At 73.5% G+C, this 16,282-nt stretch carries 16 protein-coding genes; 10 read left to right on the top strand and 6 right to left on the bottom strand.

The window, feature by feature from the left end:
- Nucleotides 1-43 precede the first annotated feature (43 nt).
- From OG990_RS22125 to OG990_RS22105, 5 genes are read right to left on the bottom strand one after another with little or no spacing between them, the layout of a single operon-like run.
- Nucleotides 44-2,842, bottom strand: a complete 2,799-nt coding sequence (locus tag OG990_RS22125) for an FtsX-like permease family protein (RefSeq protein WP_406077016.1) — start codon at nucleotides 2,840-2,842, stop codon at nucleotides 44-46.
- On the bottom strand, nucleotides 2,839-3,573 hold the full coding sequence (locus OG990_RS22120; RefSeq protein WP_406077015.1) for an ABC transporter ATP-binding protein: 735 nt from the start codon (nucleotides 3,571-3,573) through the stop codon (nucleotides 2,839-2,841). Before OG990_RS22120 ends, OG990_RS22125 begins: the two co-directional genes overlap by 4 nt.
- Nucleotides 3,570-4,172 (bottom strand): PadR family transcriptional regulator, encoded by a 603-nt coding sequence (locus OG990_RS22115; RefSeq protein WP_386989677.1) that lies wholly within the window; start codon nucleotides 4,170-4,172, stop codon nucleotides 3,570-3,572. Before OG990_RS22115 ends, OG990_RS22120 begins: the two co-directional genes overlap by 4 nt.
- Before the next feature lie 53 nt (nucleotides 4,173-4,225).
- The gene (locus OG990_RS22110) at nucleotides 4,226-4,663 is read right to left on the bottom strand and encodes a ferritin-like domain-containing protein (protein WP_406077014.1); all 438 of its coding nucleotides are present in this window, start codon (nucleotides 4,661-4,663) and stop codon (nucleotides 4,226-4,228) included.
- The gene (locus OG990_RS22105; RefSeq protein ID WP_355610993.1) at nucleotides 4,660-5,187 is read right to left on the bottom strand and encodes a hypothetical protein; all 528 of its coding nucleotides are present in this window, start codon (nucleotides 5,185-5,187) and stop codon (nucleotides 4,660-4,662) included. The genes OG990_RS22110 and OG990_RS22105 overlap by 4 nt, the downstream gene beginning before the upstream one ends.
- Before the next feature lie 154 nt (nucleotides 5,188-5,341).
- Here OG990_RS22105 and rimP point away from each other — a divergent pair, with 154 nt between their 5' ends.
- From rimP to OG990_RS22055, 10 genes are all read left to right on the top strand, one after another.
- Nucleotides 5,342-6,064: a ribosome maturation factor RimP gene (gene rimP / locus OG990_RS22100; protein ID WP_406077013.1), complete on the top strand. Its 723-nt coding sequence runs from the start codon at nucleotides 5,342-5,344 to the stop codon at nucleotides 6,062-6,064.
- Nucleotides 6,061-7,104 carry a transcription termination factor NusA gene (gene nusA / locus OG990_RS22095; protein WP_328424646.1) on the top strand — a complete coding sequence of 348 codons (1,044 nt, stop codon included), beginning with the start codon at nucleotides 6,061-6,063 and terminating at the stop codon, nucleotides 7,102-7,104. Before rimP ends, nusA begins: the two co-directional genes overlap by 4 nt.
- A 16-nt stretch (nucleotides 7,105-7,120) precedes the next feature.
- Nucleotides 7,121-7,453: a YlxR family protein gene (locus tag OG990_RS22090; RefSeq protein ID WP_328424648.1), complete on the top strand. Its 333-nt coding sequence runs from the start codon at nucleotides 7,121-7,123 to the stop codon at nucleotides 7,451-7,453.
- 93 nt (nucleotides 7,454-7,546) lie between these two features.
- Nucleotides 7,547-10,576, top strand: a complete 3,030-nt coding sequence (infB, locus tag OG990_RS22085; protein ID WP_386989669.1) for a translation initiation factor IF-2 — start codon at nucleotides 7,547-7,549, stop codon at nucleotides 10,574-10,576.
- A 91-nt stretch (nucleotides 10,577-10,667) separates the two neighbouring features.
- Nucleotides 10,668-10,964: a DUF503 domain-containing protein gene (locus OG990_RS22080; RefSeq protein WP_328424652.1), complete on the top strand. Its 297-nt coding sequence runs from the start codon at nucleotides 10,668-10,670 to the stop codon at nucleotides 10,962-10,964.
- A gap of 126 nt (nucleotides 10,965-11,090) precedes the next feature.
- Nucleotides 11,091-11,582, top strand: coding sequence for a 30S ribosome-binding factor RbfA (gene rbfA / locus OG990_RS22075; RefSeq protein WP_328424653.1), 492 nt, complete (start codon nucleotides 11,091-11,093; stop codon nucleotides 11,580-11,582).
- Complete coding sequence (locus tag OG990_RS22070; RefSeq protein WP_328424654.1) at nucleotides 11,579-12,637, top strand: bifunctional oligoribonuclease/PAP phosphatase NrnA; 1,059 nt, start codon at nucleotides 11,579-11,581, stop codon at nucleotides 12,635-12,637. Before rbfA ends, OG990_RS22070 begins: the two co-directional genes overlap by 4 nt.
- 95 nt (nucleotides 12,638-12,732) lie before the next feature.
- Complete coding sequence (locus OG990_RS22065) at nucleotides 12,733-13,140, top strand: hypothetical protein (protein WP_328424655.1); 408 nt, start codon at nucleotides 12,733-12,735, stop codon at nucleotides 13,138-13,140.
- Complete coding sequence (locus OG990_RS22060; protein WP_328426356.1) at nucleotides 13,140-13,349, top strand: DUF6186 family protein; 210 nt, start codon at nucleotides 13,140-13,142, stop codon at nucleotides 13,347-13,349. Before OG990_RS22065 ends, OG990_RS22060 begins: the two co-directional genes overlap by 1 nt.
- A 550-nt stretch (nucleotides 13,350-13,899) precedes the next feature.
- The gene (locus OG990_RS22055) at nucleotides 13,900-15,213 is read left to right on the top strand and encodes an MATE family efflux transporter (protein ID WP_386989660.1); all 1,314 of its coding nucleotides are present in this window, start codon (nucleotides 13,900-13,902) and stop codon (nucleotides 15,211-15,213) included.
- Between the two features lie 21 nt (nucleotides 15,214-15,234).
- Here OG990_RS22055 and OG990_RS22050 read toward each other — a convergent pair whose 3' ends face one another.
- Nucleotides 15,235-16,257 (bottom strand): hypothetical protein, encoded by a 1,023-nt coding sequence (locus OG990_RS22050; RefSeq protein ID WP_406077012.1) that lies wholly within the window; start codon nucleotides 16,255-16,257, stop codon nucleotides 15,235-15,237.
- Nucleotides 16,258-16,282 lie beyond the last annotated feature (25 nt).

The raw sequence follows: 16,282 nt of genomic DNA, 5'->3' as shown, positions 1-16,282 counted from the left end.
CCAGCCCCCTGCGCCGCTTCGGCAGCCCGCCGGAGCGTCCCGCTCAGTCCAACCGCCGCTCGATGGGCAGGCGGGCACGCGTGAACAGGCTGGCGCCGAGCATCGCCACCATCGGCACCAGCACCAGGACGCCGAGCGCCGGCCACGGCACCAGGAACGGGTACGGCTCGCTCACGGGCCAACTGGTGGCGTACTGCCGGTTGACGGAGAACAGCACGATCGCGGCGGTGCCCAGCCCGGCCACGATGCCGAGTACCGAGCCGAGGCCGGCGATGACCCCGGCCTGGCAGATCGCCAGCAGCCGGCGTACCGCCGGGGCCGCGCCGACGGCCGCGAGTGTGGACAGCTCGGCGCGCCCCTCGGCGGCGGCGAGCGCAGTGGCGATTCCGGCCGCGCCCACCGTGATCAGCCCGGCCGCCGCGGCGAGCAGCAGGAGCAGCGGTGACACGTCGCGGGGGGCGGCGCCCTGCTCCACGCTCAGCGAGAACGCCCCAAAGGACCTCAGCGCACCGGTGAACCGCTCCTGCCGGTTCTCGTCCGGCGGGGCCGGGGTGTCGATCACCCAGCCGGTCTCGGACGAATTCAGGCCGAGCTGTCGGACCGCGGACGGGGACAGCAGCAGGCGGGGCTGCCCGACCGCCGCGGGCAGCGCGTACCCGGGCAGATCGCTGGCACCGTTCGGCCCGTCCGTTCCGGCCTCCGCCCGGCTCACCTGCACGGTCACCAGGCCGTCGTGCAGGTAGCGCGGGTCGGTCACCACGACGCCCCCGGCGCGCAGCACCGCGGTGGCGGCAGCGGTGGCCGCCGGGTCCGCGCCGGTGAGGATCGGCAGGGCGCTGCCGTCGTCCACCAGCGTCTCGACGTAGCCGCCGTAGTAGTCCCCGTCGCGGAGCTGGCAGCGCGGGTCGGCCCGGGCCTGCCGGCGCTCCGCCGGGGAGAGGTTGTCCCCGGGCAGCCAGGGGCAGGCCCGCTCCGGAGGCAGCCTCGGTGCGACGTAGCAGTAGTCGCCGGGGTTGCCACCCGCTGGGCAGGCCACGGTGTGCACCGCGGCCACCGCGCCGGCGCCCAGCTGCGCCTGGGCCGCGGTGGTGACCTCGGCCAGCGTGGGTCGGGGCAGCCGGGTCGGCTCGGTCGCACTGACCAGCACGTGCCCGGTCGGCAGCATCGGTTGGTAGGCGCGCGTGTCGCGGGCCCCGTCGCTGGCCAGGTACCCGCCGAGCGCGACGCTGCCGGCCACCGCCGCCATCACGGCGCAGATCGCCGGTGCCGCGACGGCCCGGTTGCGGCTGGCGTCGCGTAGCGCGATCCGGGGTGCCAGGGGCAGCACCCGGCCGAGGCGGGCGAGCGCGCCGATCAGTGTGGGTGTGCAGCAGACCAGGCCCAGTTCGCCGAGGATCAGGCCGGTGAGGATCACCGCCGGTGAGGTTCGGGTGGCCCCGAACGCCGCCAGCGCCGCCCCGCCGGCCACCAGTGCCAGCCCGATGGTCAGCCACCGGGCTCGGCTCGGCGGAGGGGTGCGTCGCCCGGCGAGCCCGGCGATGACGTCCTGCCGGGCGGCGGTCCAGGCCGGTGCCAGCGCGGCCAGCACCCCGGCCAGCACCGCGACGCCCCCGAGCAGCATCAGCGCCGACGGCCAGCAGCGGTACCCGCCGAAGCGGGCGCCGAAGACGTACTGCTCCACCAGCGGACGACCGGCGAACGCCGCGCCGACGCCGAGAATCAGGCCGGCGGCGGCGCCCAGCACGCCCAGCACCACGCCGTCGGCGAGCACGACCCGACGCAGTTGGGCGGCGTCCCCACCGGCAACCGCGACCAGTGCCAGATCCCGCCGCCGGCGGCGGACGCCGACCGCGAAGGCCGGCCCGACCAGCAGCACCACCTCCAGCAGCCCGAGGCCGGCGATCAGCACGCCGGTGCTCAGGTCCGTGGCGCTGCTCGGACCGATGGACCCCGGCCACGGCCGCGACTGTCCCGCCGCCGGGATGGTCGGGTGGCGCGGGGTGACCAGCACGCCATGGTCGTTGAGCCGGGACACCAGCGCGGCGTCGACGGTGCCGGGCACGTCCACCAGCCAGCTGCTGTCCGGCAGCGGATCGCTTCGTGGCACGGCACCCGGGTGCAACGCCACCACCGGGCCGAGATCGTCGGGAAACTCGACCACCCCGACCACGGTGTACGCCCGGGTGCCGTCGGCGGTGGCCACGGCGTCGCCGAGGCGTACGTCCAGGCGGCGTAGCGCCGCCGGGCTCACGGCGACCTCGCCGGGCTGCCGCGGCGCCCGTCCGGCCCGGAACCGCACCAGCCCCCGGGCCAACGGGTCGTTGAGGTCCAGTACCCGTCCTTCGACGTTCTCGTCGCGCTCCGGGCCGCGCACCGTCAGCGGGAGTAGAGCGCGCACCTCGGTGACCCGGCTGCCGGGGCCGAGCAGCGTGGACACCTCGGCGGCGGTGGCCACCCGACCGTTTGTCCCGTGGTCGCCCTCCCGGGTGTACCAGCCTTCGCCCCACTCGTCCTGCCCGATCGGGGTGTCGGTGATCCACCGCAGCTCCGCGTCGGCGACGCCGAGTCGGCGGTCGATGCGCTCATGCGGGGTCAGCTCGGCCATGTCGTAGCTCACGGCCAGGAAGGCCAGCACCAGCACCGGCAGGGCGATCATGGCGAGCACCAGGGCGGTTCGCCGGCGGGCCCGGCGCGACTCCCGCCGGGCGATCCGCAGCGCCGCCCGCCAGGAGCCGGTCAGCTCGGCCAACCGACGCCGGCTCGCGGGTGCCGGCGGCGCGACCGGCGGTGCCGCCGGGACGTCGGCACGGCCGGAGGCCCGCCGCGCCCGGCGGACGGTCACCGGTCGCTACCGGACAGCAGTTGCTCGACGCTGCCCAGCGGTGCCGTCGTGTCGACCAGCACGCCGTCCCGCAGGAACACCACCCGGTCGGCCCAGCCGGCGTGTCGCGCCTCATGGGTGACCAGTACGCCGGCCGCGCCCGCGTCGACCCGGCGGCGCAGCAAGTGCAGCACCGCCTCGCCGGTCTGCGAGTCCAACGCCCCGGTCGGCTCGTCGGCGAGCACCAGCCGCCGCTCGCCGACAAGCGCGCGGGCGATGGCGACCCGCTGCTGCTGGCCGCCGGAGAGCTGGTCGGGGAAGCGGTCGCCCAGCGCCGGCAGGCCCACCTCGGCCAGCGCGGCCAGGGCCGCCGCGCGGGCCCGGCGCCCGCCGGCGCCGTCGAGTTCCAGCGGGAGGGCGACGTTCTCCATCGCGCTCAGGCTGCCCAGCAGGTTGAGCTGCTGGAAGATGTAGCCGATCCGGCGGCGGCGCAGCTGGGCCAGCCCTCGGCGGTCCAGCGCACCCAACGGCTGCCCCTCGACCCGGACCTCGCCGCGGGTCGGGCGGTCCAGGCCGCCGGCGAGGGCCAGCAGTGTCGACTTGCCGGAGCCGGACGGACCCATCACGGCGACCAGCTCACCCGGCCGGACGACCAGGCTGACGCCGCGCAACGCGTGCACCGCCGCCGGGCCGGCCCCGTGGGTGCGGTGGACGGCGCGAAGCTCCAGCACCGCGTCGTCCGCTCCGCTCACCGTCGCGCCTCCTCGTCGGCCCACCGCGCCGCGTCGGACATGTCGGCGTCGCCGGCTCTCGGCACGGGCGGCGCGGGGGTGCCGGGCTGGTGCCGGACCAGGCTGGTCTCGCAGTGGTCCAGCCAGCGCACCTCCGCCTCGGCCTGGAACACCATCGAGTCCAGCACCAGCCGCCAGGGCAGGTCCTCCGGCCGGTTGCTGCCGTACTTCAACCGGGTCAACTCCTGCAACGCCCGCATCGTCGCGCTGCGCTGGGCCTGTACCACCGAGCGGACGTCCACGCCGGGGGTGGTCAGCGCCAGCGCCAGCTTGATCGCCAGCTCGTCGCGGGGGCGGTCGGTGCGGCTGATCGGGGTGGCGAACCACAGCGCCAGATCCGCCCGGCCGGCGTCGGTGATCTCGTACGGGCGTTGCCCGGCCTCGCTCTCCGGCAGCGGGCGCACCAGACCGTCCCGCTCCAGCCGGGAGAGCGTGGTGTAGACCTGCCCGATGTTCAGCGGCCAGGTCGAGCCGGTCGACTCCTCGAACGCGGCGCGCAGCTGGTAGCCGTACATCTGGCCGCGTTCGAGCAGGGCGAGCAACCCGTGACGGATGGACATGGGAACGGAGTATGCATACCTGGTATGGCGCTCCGCAACCGGAGCGGACCGGTTCAGGTGGGGCGGCCGGGAAACGCGACAGTTTGCCGGGTGAGCCCGGCGGTCTTGCGCCAGCGGGTGGCCCGCACGGCGTACTCGACGAGGGCGGCCAGCGCCTGGTCCCGGTCGGCGCCGGTGGTGGACGCCAGCGCCGCCCGCCAGTGCGCCGCGGTGCGCTCCTCCACCTCGACCGCCAGCCGCAACGCGCTCGCCTTATCGGTGACCGCGAACGGCAGCGCGTACCCGGCCCGGTCCGGTGGCACGTCGCCACCGGAGGTGCTGAGCTGCACCACCAGCGCGTCGCGCCGGCGGCGGTGCGCGGCCTCCGCCTGGCGCGCGGCGTCCCGCGCCGCCCCGGTGAGCCGGACGCCGATCCGCCCGTAGGCGTAGATGGCCGCGTACTCGGCGGAGAGGGCGGCGGCGAGCGCCTCCGCGGCGGATGGCTGCCTCACTTCAGTGCCTCCTGGTGGGTGGCCCGCGCGGCGGCGATCGACCCGAGCAGCGCTGCCCGTTCCGCCGGTGCCGCAGCGCAGGCGGCGGTCGCGGACTGCTGGCCGGTCTTCTCCAGCGCTCGCAGGGCGGCCAGCGCGCCGGCCGGTTCGGCCGCCGGGGCGGTGGTCGGGGCGGCGGCGGGCGTCGACGGCAACGCGACGCCGATCACCCGGGCCAGTTCGGTGGCGTGCGCGGTGTGCGCCTCGGCGATCGGGCCGAGCCGGTCGGCCAGCTCCGGGTGTGCCGCAGCGCTCGCCCGGTGTGCCGCGGCCAGCCCGAGCGACTCGTCCACCATTGGCCGCAACGGGTCAGGCGGCGGCGCCGGCTGGCCATCGCGGTCGAAAAGATCACAGCCGGTCAGCGGTGCTGCGGCACCGCCGAGCGCCAGCAGCGCTCCGGCGCGCAGGAGCTTTCGCCGGGAATGTCCGGATGCTTGGTCGCGCTGTGTCGTTCTGCCGATCCCCACCGGGCAAGTCAACACCATCCGGCCCGGTCCGGGGGCCACCCGCGTCGGTGCGCCGCCCGGTCCACCAGCGGGCAGGCGCGTTACGCTCTGCGCAGCCACCGGGGCGTTCGCTCCGGTGGCGTGCCGGCATGGCGGGACGACCGTCGCCGTCGACCAGGGAAAGGGTGCGGAGATGACGCAGCGTGGCCGTGCCACCAGGTCGACGGATCGACCCCGTGGTGGTGTGAGTCCCCGCGGCGGTGATCTCACCGCGCGACGTAACCGGTTGCGGGCCGTGATCGAGCCCGTGGTCAATGGCGTGGGCTACGACCTGGAGGACCTGTCGGTTTCCCGGGCCGGCCGCCGGCACGTGGTGCGGGTGATCGTGGACGCCGACGGCGGGATCGACCTGGACGCCGTCGCGGACGTCTCCCGCGCGGTCTCGGCCGCGCTCGACGCCGCCGAGGAGACCGGCGGCGACATCGTCGCCGGGGAGTACCAGTTGGAGGTCAGCTCACCGGGCGTGGACCGGCCGCTCACCCTGCCCCGGCACTGGCGGCGCAACGTCAGTCGGCTGGTCAAGGTCACCGTCCGGGGCGCGGCCGTGCTGCCCGATCAGCGCGGCGAGCAGCCCACCGGGGACCGCCAGGTCACCGGCCGGGTGGTCGGGGCCGACGACGAGGGCGTGCAGTTGGAGACCGACGACGGCCGGGCCTCCTGGGCGTACGCCCAGTTGGGCCCCGGTCGGGTGCAGGTCGAGTTCACCAGGCTCGCCGAGTTGGGTGAGCCGGACGAGTTCGACGACACGGACGATACCGACGACGCGGACGACGCGGACGACGCGGACGATACCGACGAGATCGACGATTCAGACGACATCGACGACGAAGATGATGTGGAGGACGAGGAGAGGTGAACATCGACCTCGCGGCGCTGCGCGCACTCGAGCGCGAGCGGGAGATCCCGTTCGACACGATTCTCGCGGCGATCGAGACCGCGTTGCTGACCGCCTACCGGCACACCGACGGTGCCGAGCCGCACGCCCGGGTGGAGATCGACCGCAAGTCGGGCGCCGCCCTGGTGTACGCGCAGGAGATGGACGAGGACGGCAGTCTGGTGCGGGAGTGGGACGACACTCCCCACGACTTCGGCCGGATCGCCGCCATGACCGCCAAGCAGGTGATCCTCCAGCGGCTGCGGGAGGCCACCGACGAGGTGCACTTCGGCGAGTACGTGGGTCGCGACGGTGACCTGGTCACCGGCGTGGTGCAGGCGCACGAGGCGCGGTCCGAGAAGGGCATCGTCAGCGTCGACCTGGGCAAGCTGGAGGGCGTGCTGCCGCAGTCCGAGCAGGTGCCCGGCGAGCGGTACGTGCACGGCGAGCGGATCCGCTGCGTGGTGGTCCACGTGGCCAAGGGCATGCGTGGTCCGCAGATCACCCTGTCCCGGTCGCACCCGGCGCTGGTCAAGAAGCTGTTCGCGCTGGAGGTACCGGAGATCGCCGACGGCACGGTGGAGATCGGCGCGATCGCCCGTGAGGCAGGTCACCGCACCAAGATCGCCGTACGCTCCGCCACCCCCGGCGTGAACGCCAAGGGTGCCTGTATCGGCCCGATGGGCCAGCGGGTGCGTGCCGTGATGAGCGAGCTGCACGGTGAGAAGATCGACATCATCGACTGGTCGGACGACCCGGCCACCTTCGTCGGCAACGCGTTGTCGCCGGCCAAGGCCCTGCGGGTCGAGGTGGTGGATCTGGCCACCCGGACCGCCCGGGTGACCGTGCCGGACTTCCAGCTCTCTCTTGCCATCGGGCGGGAGGGGCAGAATGCCCGCCTCGCGGCCCGGTTGACCGGTTGGCGGATCGACATCCGCTCCGACGCGGAGCAGACCAGCCCGGCCGCGCGGGGCGCGGCTGATCACGTCCGGGAGCCGGGCGGCGCGATCTCGGGCAGCTAGGGGTAGACTTCCTCCAGTGGTACGACGCGCGCAGCCGGAGCGCACTTGTGTGGGTTGCCGGCAACGTGCGCCGGCCAGCGAATTGCTGCGGGTCGTAGCGATCGGGGACGAGGCTGGTCACAGCCTCCGGCCTGATCCGCTCCGCAGGCTGCCGGGTCGGGGAGCGAACATGCACCCGGATCCGGCCTGCTTCGCGCTGGCAGTGCGGCGCCGCGCCTTCGGGCGTGCGCTGCGCATCACCGGGGTCCCCGACCACGGTGCGCTGGCGGAGCACGTCGATGCGCCAACCACTACGTCCGGTCAGCCCGACCGGGCGAGGGTCGCTAGCAAGGTAGGACGACCGACATGAGCACACGATGAAGTCCCTGAAATGACCAGGCTTCAAGTGCACGAGTGAGGTCGCTGCGGGTGCTGCCCGCACGACCTCGGAGTGAGGAGTGCAGTGGCAGGCAAGGCCCGCGTACACGAGCTTGCAAAAGAGCTCGGGGTCGAGAGTAAGACCGTTCTCGCCAAGCTGAAGGAAATGGGCGAGTTCGTGAAGTCCGCGTCCAGCACCGTCGAGGCGCCAGTCGCCCGGCGGCTGCGTAACGCATTCGTCGCGTCCGCCGGTGCTTCGGCGCCGGCCGCCCCGTCGGCGCCCGCGCCGACTGCGGCGCCGGCTTCGACCCCGACGCCATCCCCGACCCCGGGCGCGCCCCGGGTCTCGGCCAAGCCGATGCCGCCCCGGCGGCCGTCGGCCCCGGCCCCGGCCCCGGGTCCGAAGCCCAAGGGCCCGGTTCCCGGTGCGCCGCAACCGGCGGCTCCGGTCGCCAAGCCGGCGAGTGCCCACGACATCGAGGTGGCGGCCGCGGAGGCGCGTGCCGCCGCGCTGAAGGCTGAGCAGGAGGCCGCGGTCAAGGCCGCGCAGGCCGCCCGTCAGCAGCAGCGGGACAACGTCCGCCGGGAGCCTCCGGCAGACGGCAACCGTCCCGGCCCCGGCCCTCGGCCGGGTCCCACGGCGATGCCGCCCCGTCCCGGTTCACCGGCCGCCCGTCCGGGCACGCCGGCTCCGGGTCCGGGTGCCCGGCCCGGCGGTCGCCCGCCGGCGCGCGGCGCCGGTAACAACCCGTTCGGTATCCAGGGTGGCCAGCAGCAGCGGCCCCCGGCCGCTGGCGCGGGTGGTCCCCGGCCCAGTGGCCCGGCGGGTATGCCGCCGCGGCCGAGCCCGAACTCCATGCCGCCGCGGCCCAGCCCGGCGTCGATGCCGAGCCAGCGTCCGGCTGCCGGTCGTCCCGGTCCCGGTGGCGCTGGTCGCCCCGGTGGCGGTGGCGGCGCTGGTCGTCCCGGTGGCGGTGGCGGCGGCTTCCGCGGTGGTCCTGGCGGCGGTGCCGGTGGCGGCGGTGGTTACCGCGGTGGCCCCGGTGGCGGCGCGGGTGCCGGCGGTGGCGGTGGCTACCGTGGCGGTCCCGGCGGCGGCGGCGGTGCTCCCGGTGGCGGTTTCCGTCCGGGTGCTCCGTCCGGTGGCGGCGGTCGTCCGGGTGCCGGTGGTCGTGGCCGTGGCGGTGGCGCCGCGGGTGCCTTCGGGCGTCCGGGTGGCCGGCCGACGCGCGGTCGCAAGTCCAAGAAGCAGCGCAGACAGGAGTTCGACAACCTGTCGGCTCCGACCATGAGCTCGGGTGCTCCCCGGGGTCAGGGTCAGGTCGTCCGGCTCTCCCGTGGCGCCTCGCTGTCGGACTTCGCCGACAAGATCAACGCCAACCCGGGTTCGCTGGTCCAGGAGATGTTCAACCTGGGCGAGATGGTCACGGCGACCCAGTCCTGCTCGGACGACACCCTGCAGCTGCTGGGTGAGCACCTGGGCTTCGACATCCAGATCGTCAGCCCCGAGGACGAGGATCGCGAGCTGCTCGCGCAGTTCAACATCGACCTCGACGCGGAGGTGGCTGAGGAGCGTCTGGTCAGCCGTGCGCCGGTGGTGACCGTCATGGGTCACGTCGACCACGGTAAGACCAAGCTGCTCGACGCGATCCGCAAGGCGAACGTCGTGGCTGGCGAGGCGGGTGGCATCACCCAGCACATCGGTGCCTACCAGGTGCACGTCCCGCACGATGGCGTGGACCGCGCGGTGACCTTCATCGACACGCCGGGTCACGAGGCGTTCACCGCCATGCGTGCCCGTGGTGCGCAGGTGACGGACATCGTGATCCTGGTGGTCGCGGCCGACGACGGCGTGATGCCGCAGACCATCGAGGCGTTGAACCACGCCAAGGCGGCCGACGTGCCGATCGTGGTCGCGGTCAACAAGGTCGACAAGCCGGAGGCCAACCCGGACAAGGTCCGCCAGCAGCTGACCGAGTACGGCCTGGTCGCTGAGGAGTACGGCGGCGAGACCATGTTCGTCAACGTGGCAGCCAAGCCGGGCATCGGCATCGAGGAGCTTCTCGAGGCTGTCCTGCTGACCGCCGACGCGTCGCTGGAGCTGACCGCTCCGATCGACGGGCCGGCGCAGGGTGTGGCCATCGAGGCGCACCTGGACAAGGGTCGCGGTGCGGTGGCGACGGTGCTGGTGCAGAAGGGCACCCTGCGGGCGGGCGACTCGATCGTCGCCGGCGGGGCGCACGGCCGGGTTCGGGCCATGCTCGACGAGAACGGCAACCAGGTTGCCGAGGCCGGGCCGGCGCGTCCGGTCATGGTCCTGGGTCTGACCGCGCCGCCCGGCGCGGGTGACACGTTCCTCGCCGCGGCGGACGACCGTACGGTGCGGCAGATCGCCGAGCAGCGCCAGGCGCGGCGACGGGCGGCGGCATTCGCCAACTCCCGTGGTCGGGCCACCCTCGAGACGCTCATGGAGCAGCTCAAGGAGGGCGAGAAGACGTCGCTCAACCTCATCCTCAAGGGCGATGGCTCCGGTTCGGTGGAGGCCCTCGAGGACGCGCTGTTCAACCTCGACATCCCCGAGGAGGTCCAGCTCAAGGTCCTCGACCGGGGCGTCGGCGCGATCACCGAGAGCAACGTCATGCTCGCGAGCGCCTCGTCCGAGCCGGTCACGATCATCGGCTTCAACGTGCGGGCCTCGAACAAGGTCCGTGAGATGGCCGACCGCGAGGGCGTGGAGATCCGGTACTACACCGTCATCTACCAGGCCATCGAGGAGATCGAGGCTGCGCTCAAGGGCCTGCTCAAGCCGGAGTACGAGGAGGTCGAGCTGGGCAGCGCGGAGATCCGCGACGTCTTCCGCTCGTCCAAGATCGGCAACATCTCCGGTTGTATCGTCCGGTCGGGTGTCATCCGGCGCAACGCGAAGGCGCGCCTACTGCGGGACGGGACGGTCGTGGCGGACAACCTCACGATCAGCTCCCTGAAGCGGTTCAAGGACGACGCCACGGAGGTCCGCGAGGGCTTCGAGTGTGGTCTGACCCTGGGTGGTTACAACAACGTCCAGGCCGGCGACATCATCGAGACCTTCGAGATGCGGGAGAAGGTTCGCGCCTGATCCGGCAGTGACACGCTGATCAAGGGGTTTACGCCGAACCGGCGTAAACCCCTTGATCATGCAGGGCAGGTTGCCGGTATCGTCCGGGGCGATGTTTACCGGAACCGCGGTCTTCGACCTGCTGCTGCCGGGCGACTCCCGGTCGCTCAAAGCCAAGAGATCATATGTACGGCCGATCGTGGCGGCGCTGCGCCGCTTCGAGGTGTCGGTCGCCGAGGTGGGAGCGCTCGACCTGCACGGTCGAGCGCAGATAGCGGTGGCCGTGGTGGCCGCCGAGGCGGCGCACGTCCGCGAGGTGCTGGACTCCTGCGAGCGTCTGGTGGCGGCTCGGCCCGAGGCCGAGTTGCTGTCGGTCCGGCGCCGGCTGTACGGCGCGGACGACGACTGACCAGGGTGCCGGCTGTGCCGGCGACCCGGTCCGGCCGCGAAGGTAATGTTCGAGATGTTGGCCGGTCGGCCGGCGGCCCCCGGGTCGCCGGGTCGGCCGGGAGCAGGACGCCGTGGAGGTGGCGAGATGTCTGATCCGGCCAAGGTACGCCGGCACGCGGAACGGGTGCGTGAGCTGGTTGCGTCGGTGGTGCGGAGCCAGATCAAGGACCCGCGGCTCGGCATGATCACGATCACCGACGCCCGGATCACCGCCGACCTGCGTGACGCGACGGTTTTCTACACGGTGCTCGGTGACGTGGCGGCCCAGTCGGACACGGCGGCGGCGCTGGAGAGCGCCAAGGGGATGCTGCGCAGCACGGTCGGCAAGGCGCTGGGGTTGCGGCACTCGCCGACGCTCACCTTCGTCCTGGACGACGTCCAGGACCAGGTCAAGCACATCGACGACCTGCTCGCCGCGGCCCGTAACGCCGATGCCGAGGTGCAGCGGCTCGCCGCCCAGGCGGAGTACGCGGGCGAGGCGCAGCCGTACCGGGTCGACGAGGAGGACGACGAGACGGACGAGGCCGACCAGGCCACCGACGTCGACGAGACCCCCCGGGGTGGGGAAGCGCGGTGACCGGCACCGCCGGCGCTCAATTCGCCACGGCGGTCGGCGCCGGCCCCACCGAAGCGGACTGGGCGGCGGCCGAGGCGTTGCTACGTGCTCTCCCGCCGACGGGCCGGGTGCTGCTGATCTGCCACGTCAACCCGGACGGCGACGCGCTGGGCAGCATGCTCGGCTTCGGTCTGGGCCTGCGCCAGTTCGGCGTACGCCGGTTGCAGGCGACCTTTCCCGGGCCGCCGGAGGTGCCCGAGCCGTTCCGTGGGCTCCCCGGGCTGGATCTGCTGGTCCCGGCGAGCGCCGCGGACGCCGACCCGGACCTGGTGATCTGCTTCGACGCGGCGAGCGAGTCGCGCCTCGGCGAGTTGGCCGGGCGGTTGTCGTCCGCCGGCTCGGCGCTGGTGCTCGACCACCACGCCTCCAACGGCGGCTTCGGCACGGTCAACCTGATCGACCCGACCGCTGCGGCGACGTCGGTGGTGGCGGAGCAGTTGCTGGCCCGGCTCGGCGTGGCGCTGGATCCGGCCATCGCCGAATGCCTCTACGTGGCGCTGACCACCGACACGGGCTCGTTCCGGTTCGAGGCGACCACCCCGGCGGTGCACCAGTTGGCCGCCCGGCTGCTGGCCACCGGCATCTCGCCCGGTGACATCTCCCGGCGGGTCTTCGACACCCGGCCCTTCGGCGCGGTCCGGCTCTTCGGTGAGGTGCTCGGCCGGGCTCGGCTGGAACCGGCCGCGGCCGACGGTCGAGGGTTGGTGTGGACGTTCGCCACCCTGGACGATCTGGCCCGGCACGACCAGCGGCCGTACGTGCTGGAGGCGTTGATCGACTCGGTGCGGTGCACCGCCGAGGCGGACGTGAGCTGCGTGCTGAAGCAGACCACGCCCGGCGAGTGGGCCGTGTCGATGCGCAGCAAGGGTGCGGTCGACGTCAGCCGGGTGGCGATCGCCCTGGGCGGCGGTGGCCATCGGTTCGCGGCGGGGTTCACCGGTCGGGGCACGGTCGATCAGGTGGTCGAGGCGATCCGGGGCCAGCTCGACACGGCGTTGATCCGTCCCGGCGTCTGACCTCGACGCCGCGCGTTCGCCCCGCAGGAAGATCAGGGTCAACTCCGGGGAGTGTTGGTCTTTCCGCGTTCCGTGAGACCGGGAAGAATTGCGGGATGGAGCAGCCGCACGACCTCACCCTGGAGGCCCCCCGCACCTGGGACCGGCCCGCCGTCTCCGTACCGGTACTCCTCTGCCTGTCGCTCGTCGGTGGCCGGTTCGCTTCGTTCTCCACCGAAGCCAACCTGTACACCCTCGGCACCGGCGGCGTGCTGATCTGGCTCGGTCTGAGCAACCGGGTGCCCCGCCGCCCGGCGCCGCGCCGGCTGGGCGTGGGCGCGGCCTGGTGGGCGCTGCCGGTGGTGGTCTTCGGGGTCTTCGAGGGCGTCACCTTCGTGATGGCGGTGGGCGACGACTTCCCCACCTTCTCCCGCCTGGCCGATCCCCTCCTGGAGGACCATCTCACCCGCTCGGCGGCCTGGTTCGCCTGGCTGGGGGCGTTCTGGGGGTTGGTGCGGCGATGATGCGGGCACTCGCGATCGGCGGTTTCATCACCGCGTTTGCGCTCTTCGCCGTGGTCGAGTGGTTGGCCCGCCGGGAGGGCTCCCGGATCCCCACGCTGGGCGAGGTCTGCGCGTACGTGATGCGCTACGAGGTCGGCCCCGTGCCGGTGGGCCGGATCGGTCTGTTCGGCTTCTGGTGGTGGCTGGGCTGGCACTTCCTGGCCCGCTGAGCCGGGCCCCGCGATGTCCAGATGGCGGGAACCGTGAGCAGTATGTGGACCTGAACGATAGCTTGGGAGACGGTCGGCATCGCGTTGCGGTGCAGGTCATGGGCGGTGGTGCCACACCTCGCGCTGCCTCCCTCCAGGGTCGGACCGACCCGGGCTCACGCTTCCCAGCCGGCTGCTCCGGTAACCCCGGACCGCCGTGGGGGCGCTCAGCACGACCGCCCGTGAGGGCCGCCGCGTGCCGGTGGCTCGCACCCTGGAAGGAGCGCCACCATGCCGAACAAGCCCAAGCCGGAGACCACCGACGACGCCCGCGAGCAGGCCCGCCGCGCGTTGCAGACGTCGATGGACACCCGCCAGTGACCCGATCCGTCCGGCGGTGACGCCGCCGACGGCCTCCGTCCACGGCGTCACCGCCCGTCTGACCTCGGTCCGCCCGGGCCACGCCTCGCACTGATCCCGCAACGCACGACGGCGTAGCCTCGCCGGTCCTCGCCGGTAAGTGCTGGCCTACCTTGCGATCCTTACCTGGCTCGTGACAGGATCGCCGGCGATGGACACCAGCACGCTTGCCGCGTCCCCCCGCCGGATCGCCGGCCTCGCCCTGCCCGCCCTCGTGGTGCTGGCCGCCGAGCCGCTCTACGTGCTGGTCGACACGGCCGTGGTCGGTCACCTCGGCCGGGTGCCACTCGCCGCGCTCGCCGTCGGCGGCACGGTCATGACACTCACCGCGTGGCTCGGCACCGTGGTCGCGTACGGCACCACCGGGCGATCGGCCCGCCGCTTCGGCGCTGGCGACCGGGCGGCGGCGGTGGCCGAGGGTGTCCAGTCGTCCTGGCTGGCGTTCGGCGTCGGGCTGCTGGTCGCCATCGGCATGCAGTTCGGTGGGGGCGCGCTGGCCCGTACCCTCGCCGGTGGTGGCGGCGAGGTGGCCGACGCCGCCGCGCAGTGGCTGCGGATCGCGGCGCTCGGCGCCCCCGGCCTGCTGCTCGCCGCCGCCGGCAACGGCTGGCTGCGCGGAGTCCAGGACACCCGCCGCCCGCTGGTCTTCGTGCTCGGCCCCAACCTGCTCTCCGCTCTGCTCTGCCCGCTGCTGGTCTACCCCGGTGGGCTCGGCCTGGTGGGTTCGGCGGTGGCCAACGTGATCGCGCAGACGCTCGCCGGGGTGCTCTTCGCCGCGGCGCTGGTCGCCGAGCGGGTGTCGCTGCGACCCCAGCCCCGGCTGATCCGCCAGCAGTTGGTGCTCAGCCGGGACCTGCTGATCCGTGGCGTGGCGTTCCAGGCCAGCTTCCTCTCCGCCACCGCCGTCGCCGCCCGCTTCGGCGCCGCCGCCGTCGGCGCCCACCAGATCGCGCTGCAGCTCTGGTTCTTCACCGCGCTGGTGCTCGACGCGCTGGCCATCGCCGCGCAGTCCCTGGTGGGCGCCGCCCTTGGGGCCGGCGACGAGGCGGGAGCCCGGGCGCTGGCCCGCCGGATCGCGCTGCTCGGCGGCGTCTGCGGCGTCGCCTTCGCGCTGCTCATCGCCGCCGGCGCAGGAGTCGTGCCGTCGTGGTTCAGCTCCGACCCGGGGGTACGCGAGCAGGCCATGGTGGCCTGGCCCTGGTTCGTGGCCATGCAGCCGCTGGCCGGGGTGGTGTTCGCGCTCGACGGCGTGCTGATCGGCGCCGGCGACGTGCGTTACCTGCGCAACCTCACCATCGTGGCGGCGCTCGGCGGCTTCCTGCCGGCCATCTGGCTGGCGTACGGGCTCGACCTCGGGCTGGGCGGCATCTGGGCCGGGCTCACCCTGTTCGTGGTGATCCGGCTGGTCGCCCTGCTGCTCAGAATGCGCGACGGCCGCTGGGCGGTGGTCGGCGCGGTCCGCTGACCGGGTCGCCGGGCCCGCCGGTCAGCATTCCTCGCCGTCGCCGGGACGCCAGCCCGGGCCGTAGATGTCCCCGGTCGGTGCCGCCGCCGGCAGGCGTCGTTCCGGCTCAACCTCCAGGTCGATCAGGCCTTTCCGGAGCGCCGGGCAGGTGGCGTTGAGCACGGTGACGTCGGCGCTCTCCACCCAGAGCCCGCGCGAGGTCGACCGGACGTCCTCCGGATGCGGTACGTGCCAGACCACCTCGTCCCGAAGGGTGACGAGTTCGGCGCCGGGCGGGTACGCCTGCGGTCGGGGCAGGTCGAAGGAGTAGACCCAGATGAACCGGGTGGAGATCTCCAGCACCCGGATCCCGTCGCGGTCGACGGTCGACCGGTACTGCACGGTGCCGCTGGCCCGAATGCCGTCCCTGAACTCCAACTCTGGGGACGCGTCGCGGTCGGTCCGGGTGGCGTAGCCCAGGCTCGCGCCCTCCGCGAACTCCTTACGCACGTGGTCCCGGTCTTCCGGCGCCAGCAGGGCGAGGAACTTGTCGGGCTTACCGAGGAGCATCGAGACATCGAGCCGACCCTGGACCAGCGCCTGCTTGACCATCGCCAGCGCGTCGGCAACCTGCTTGGCGGTGAACGGGGCGGCGGCCCGGGCCGCAGGCAGGGTGATGGCGGCCTCGCCCACGGCGTACTTCTCGGCCGGCGTGGCGACGAACGGCCCGAGGCTGTTGCCACTCTCGTCGACCGGCCGCGGCGCCGGCGAGGGTGACCTGGCCAGTCCCGGCCGCAGCGGCTCTCCGTTGTGGATCCGCTGCACGGCGCTGAATCCGCTCCAGCCCAGGATGGCCACCAGCACCAGGGCGACCACCGCGCCGACGCCGCCGAGCAGCTTTCCGGCGTGCCGCTCCCACAGCAGTCGGAGCCAATCCCGCCGGGTCAACGCGTGTTCCGTCGCGGGCTCCCGCATCCAGTCCGGTACCCGGATCCGCTCGGGTTCGGTGGCGACGCTGTATCGGGCCGCGGTGGTGGGCGGGCTGGCGGGGTCTTCGCTGGTCATCTGTCGTCCTGGGTCGACGGGAGCG

The organism is Micromonospora sp. NBC_00858, assembly GCF_045207365.1.
Lineage (GTDB): Bacteria > Actinomycetota > Actinomycetes > Mycobacteriales > Micromonosporaceae > Micromonospora.
Note: the sequence above shows the minus strand (reverse complement) of the source record. Positions and strands in the feature narration are given on the sequence as shown.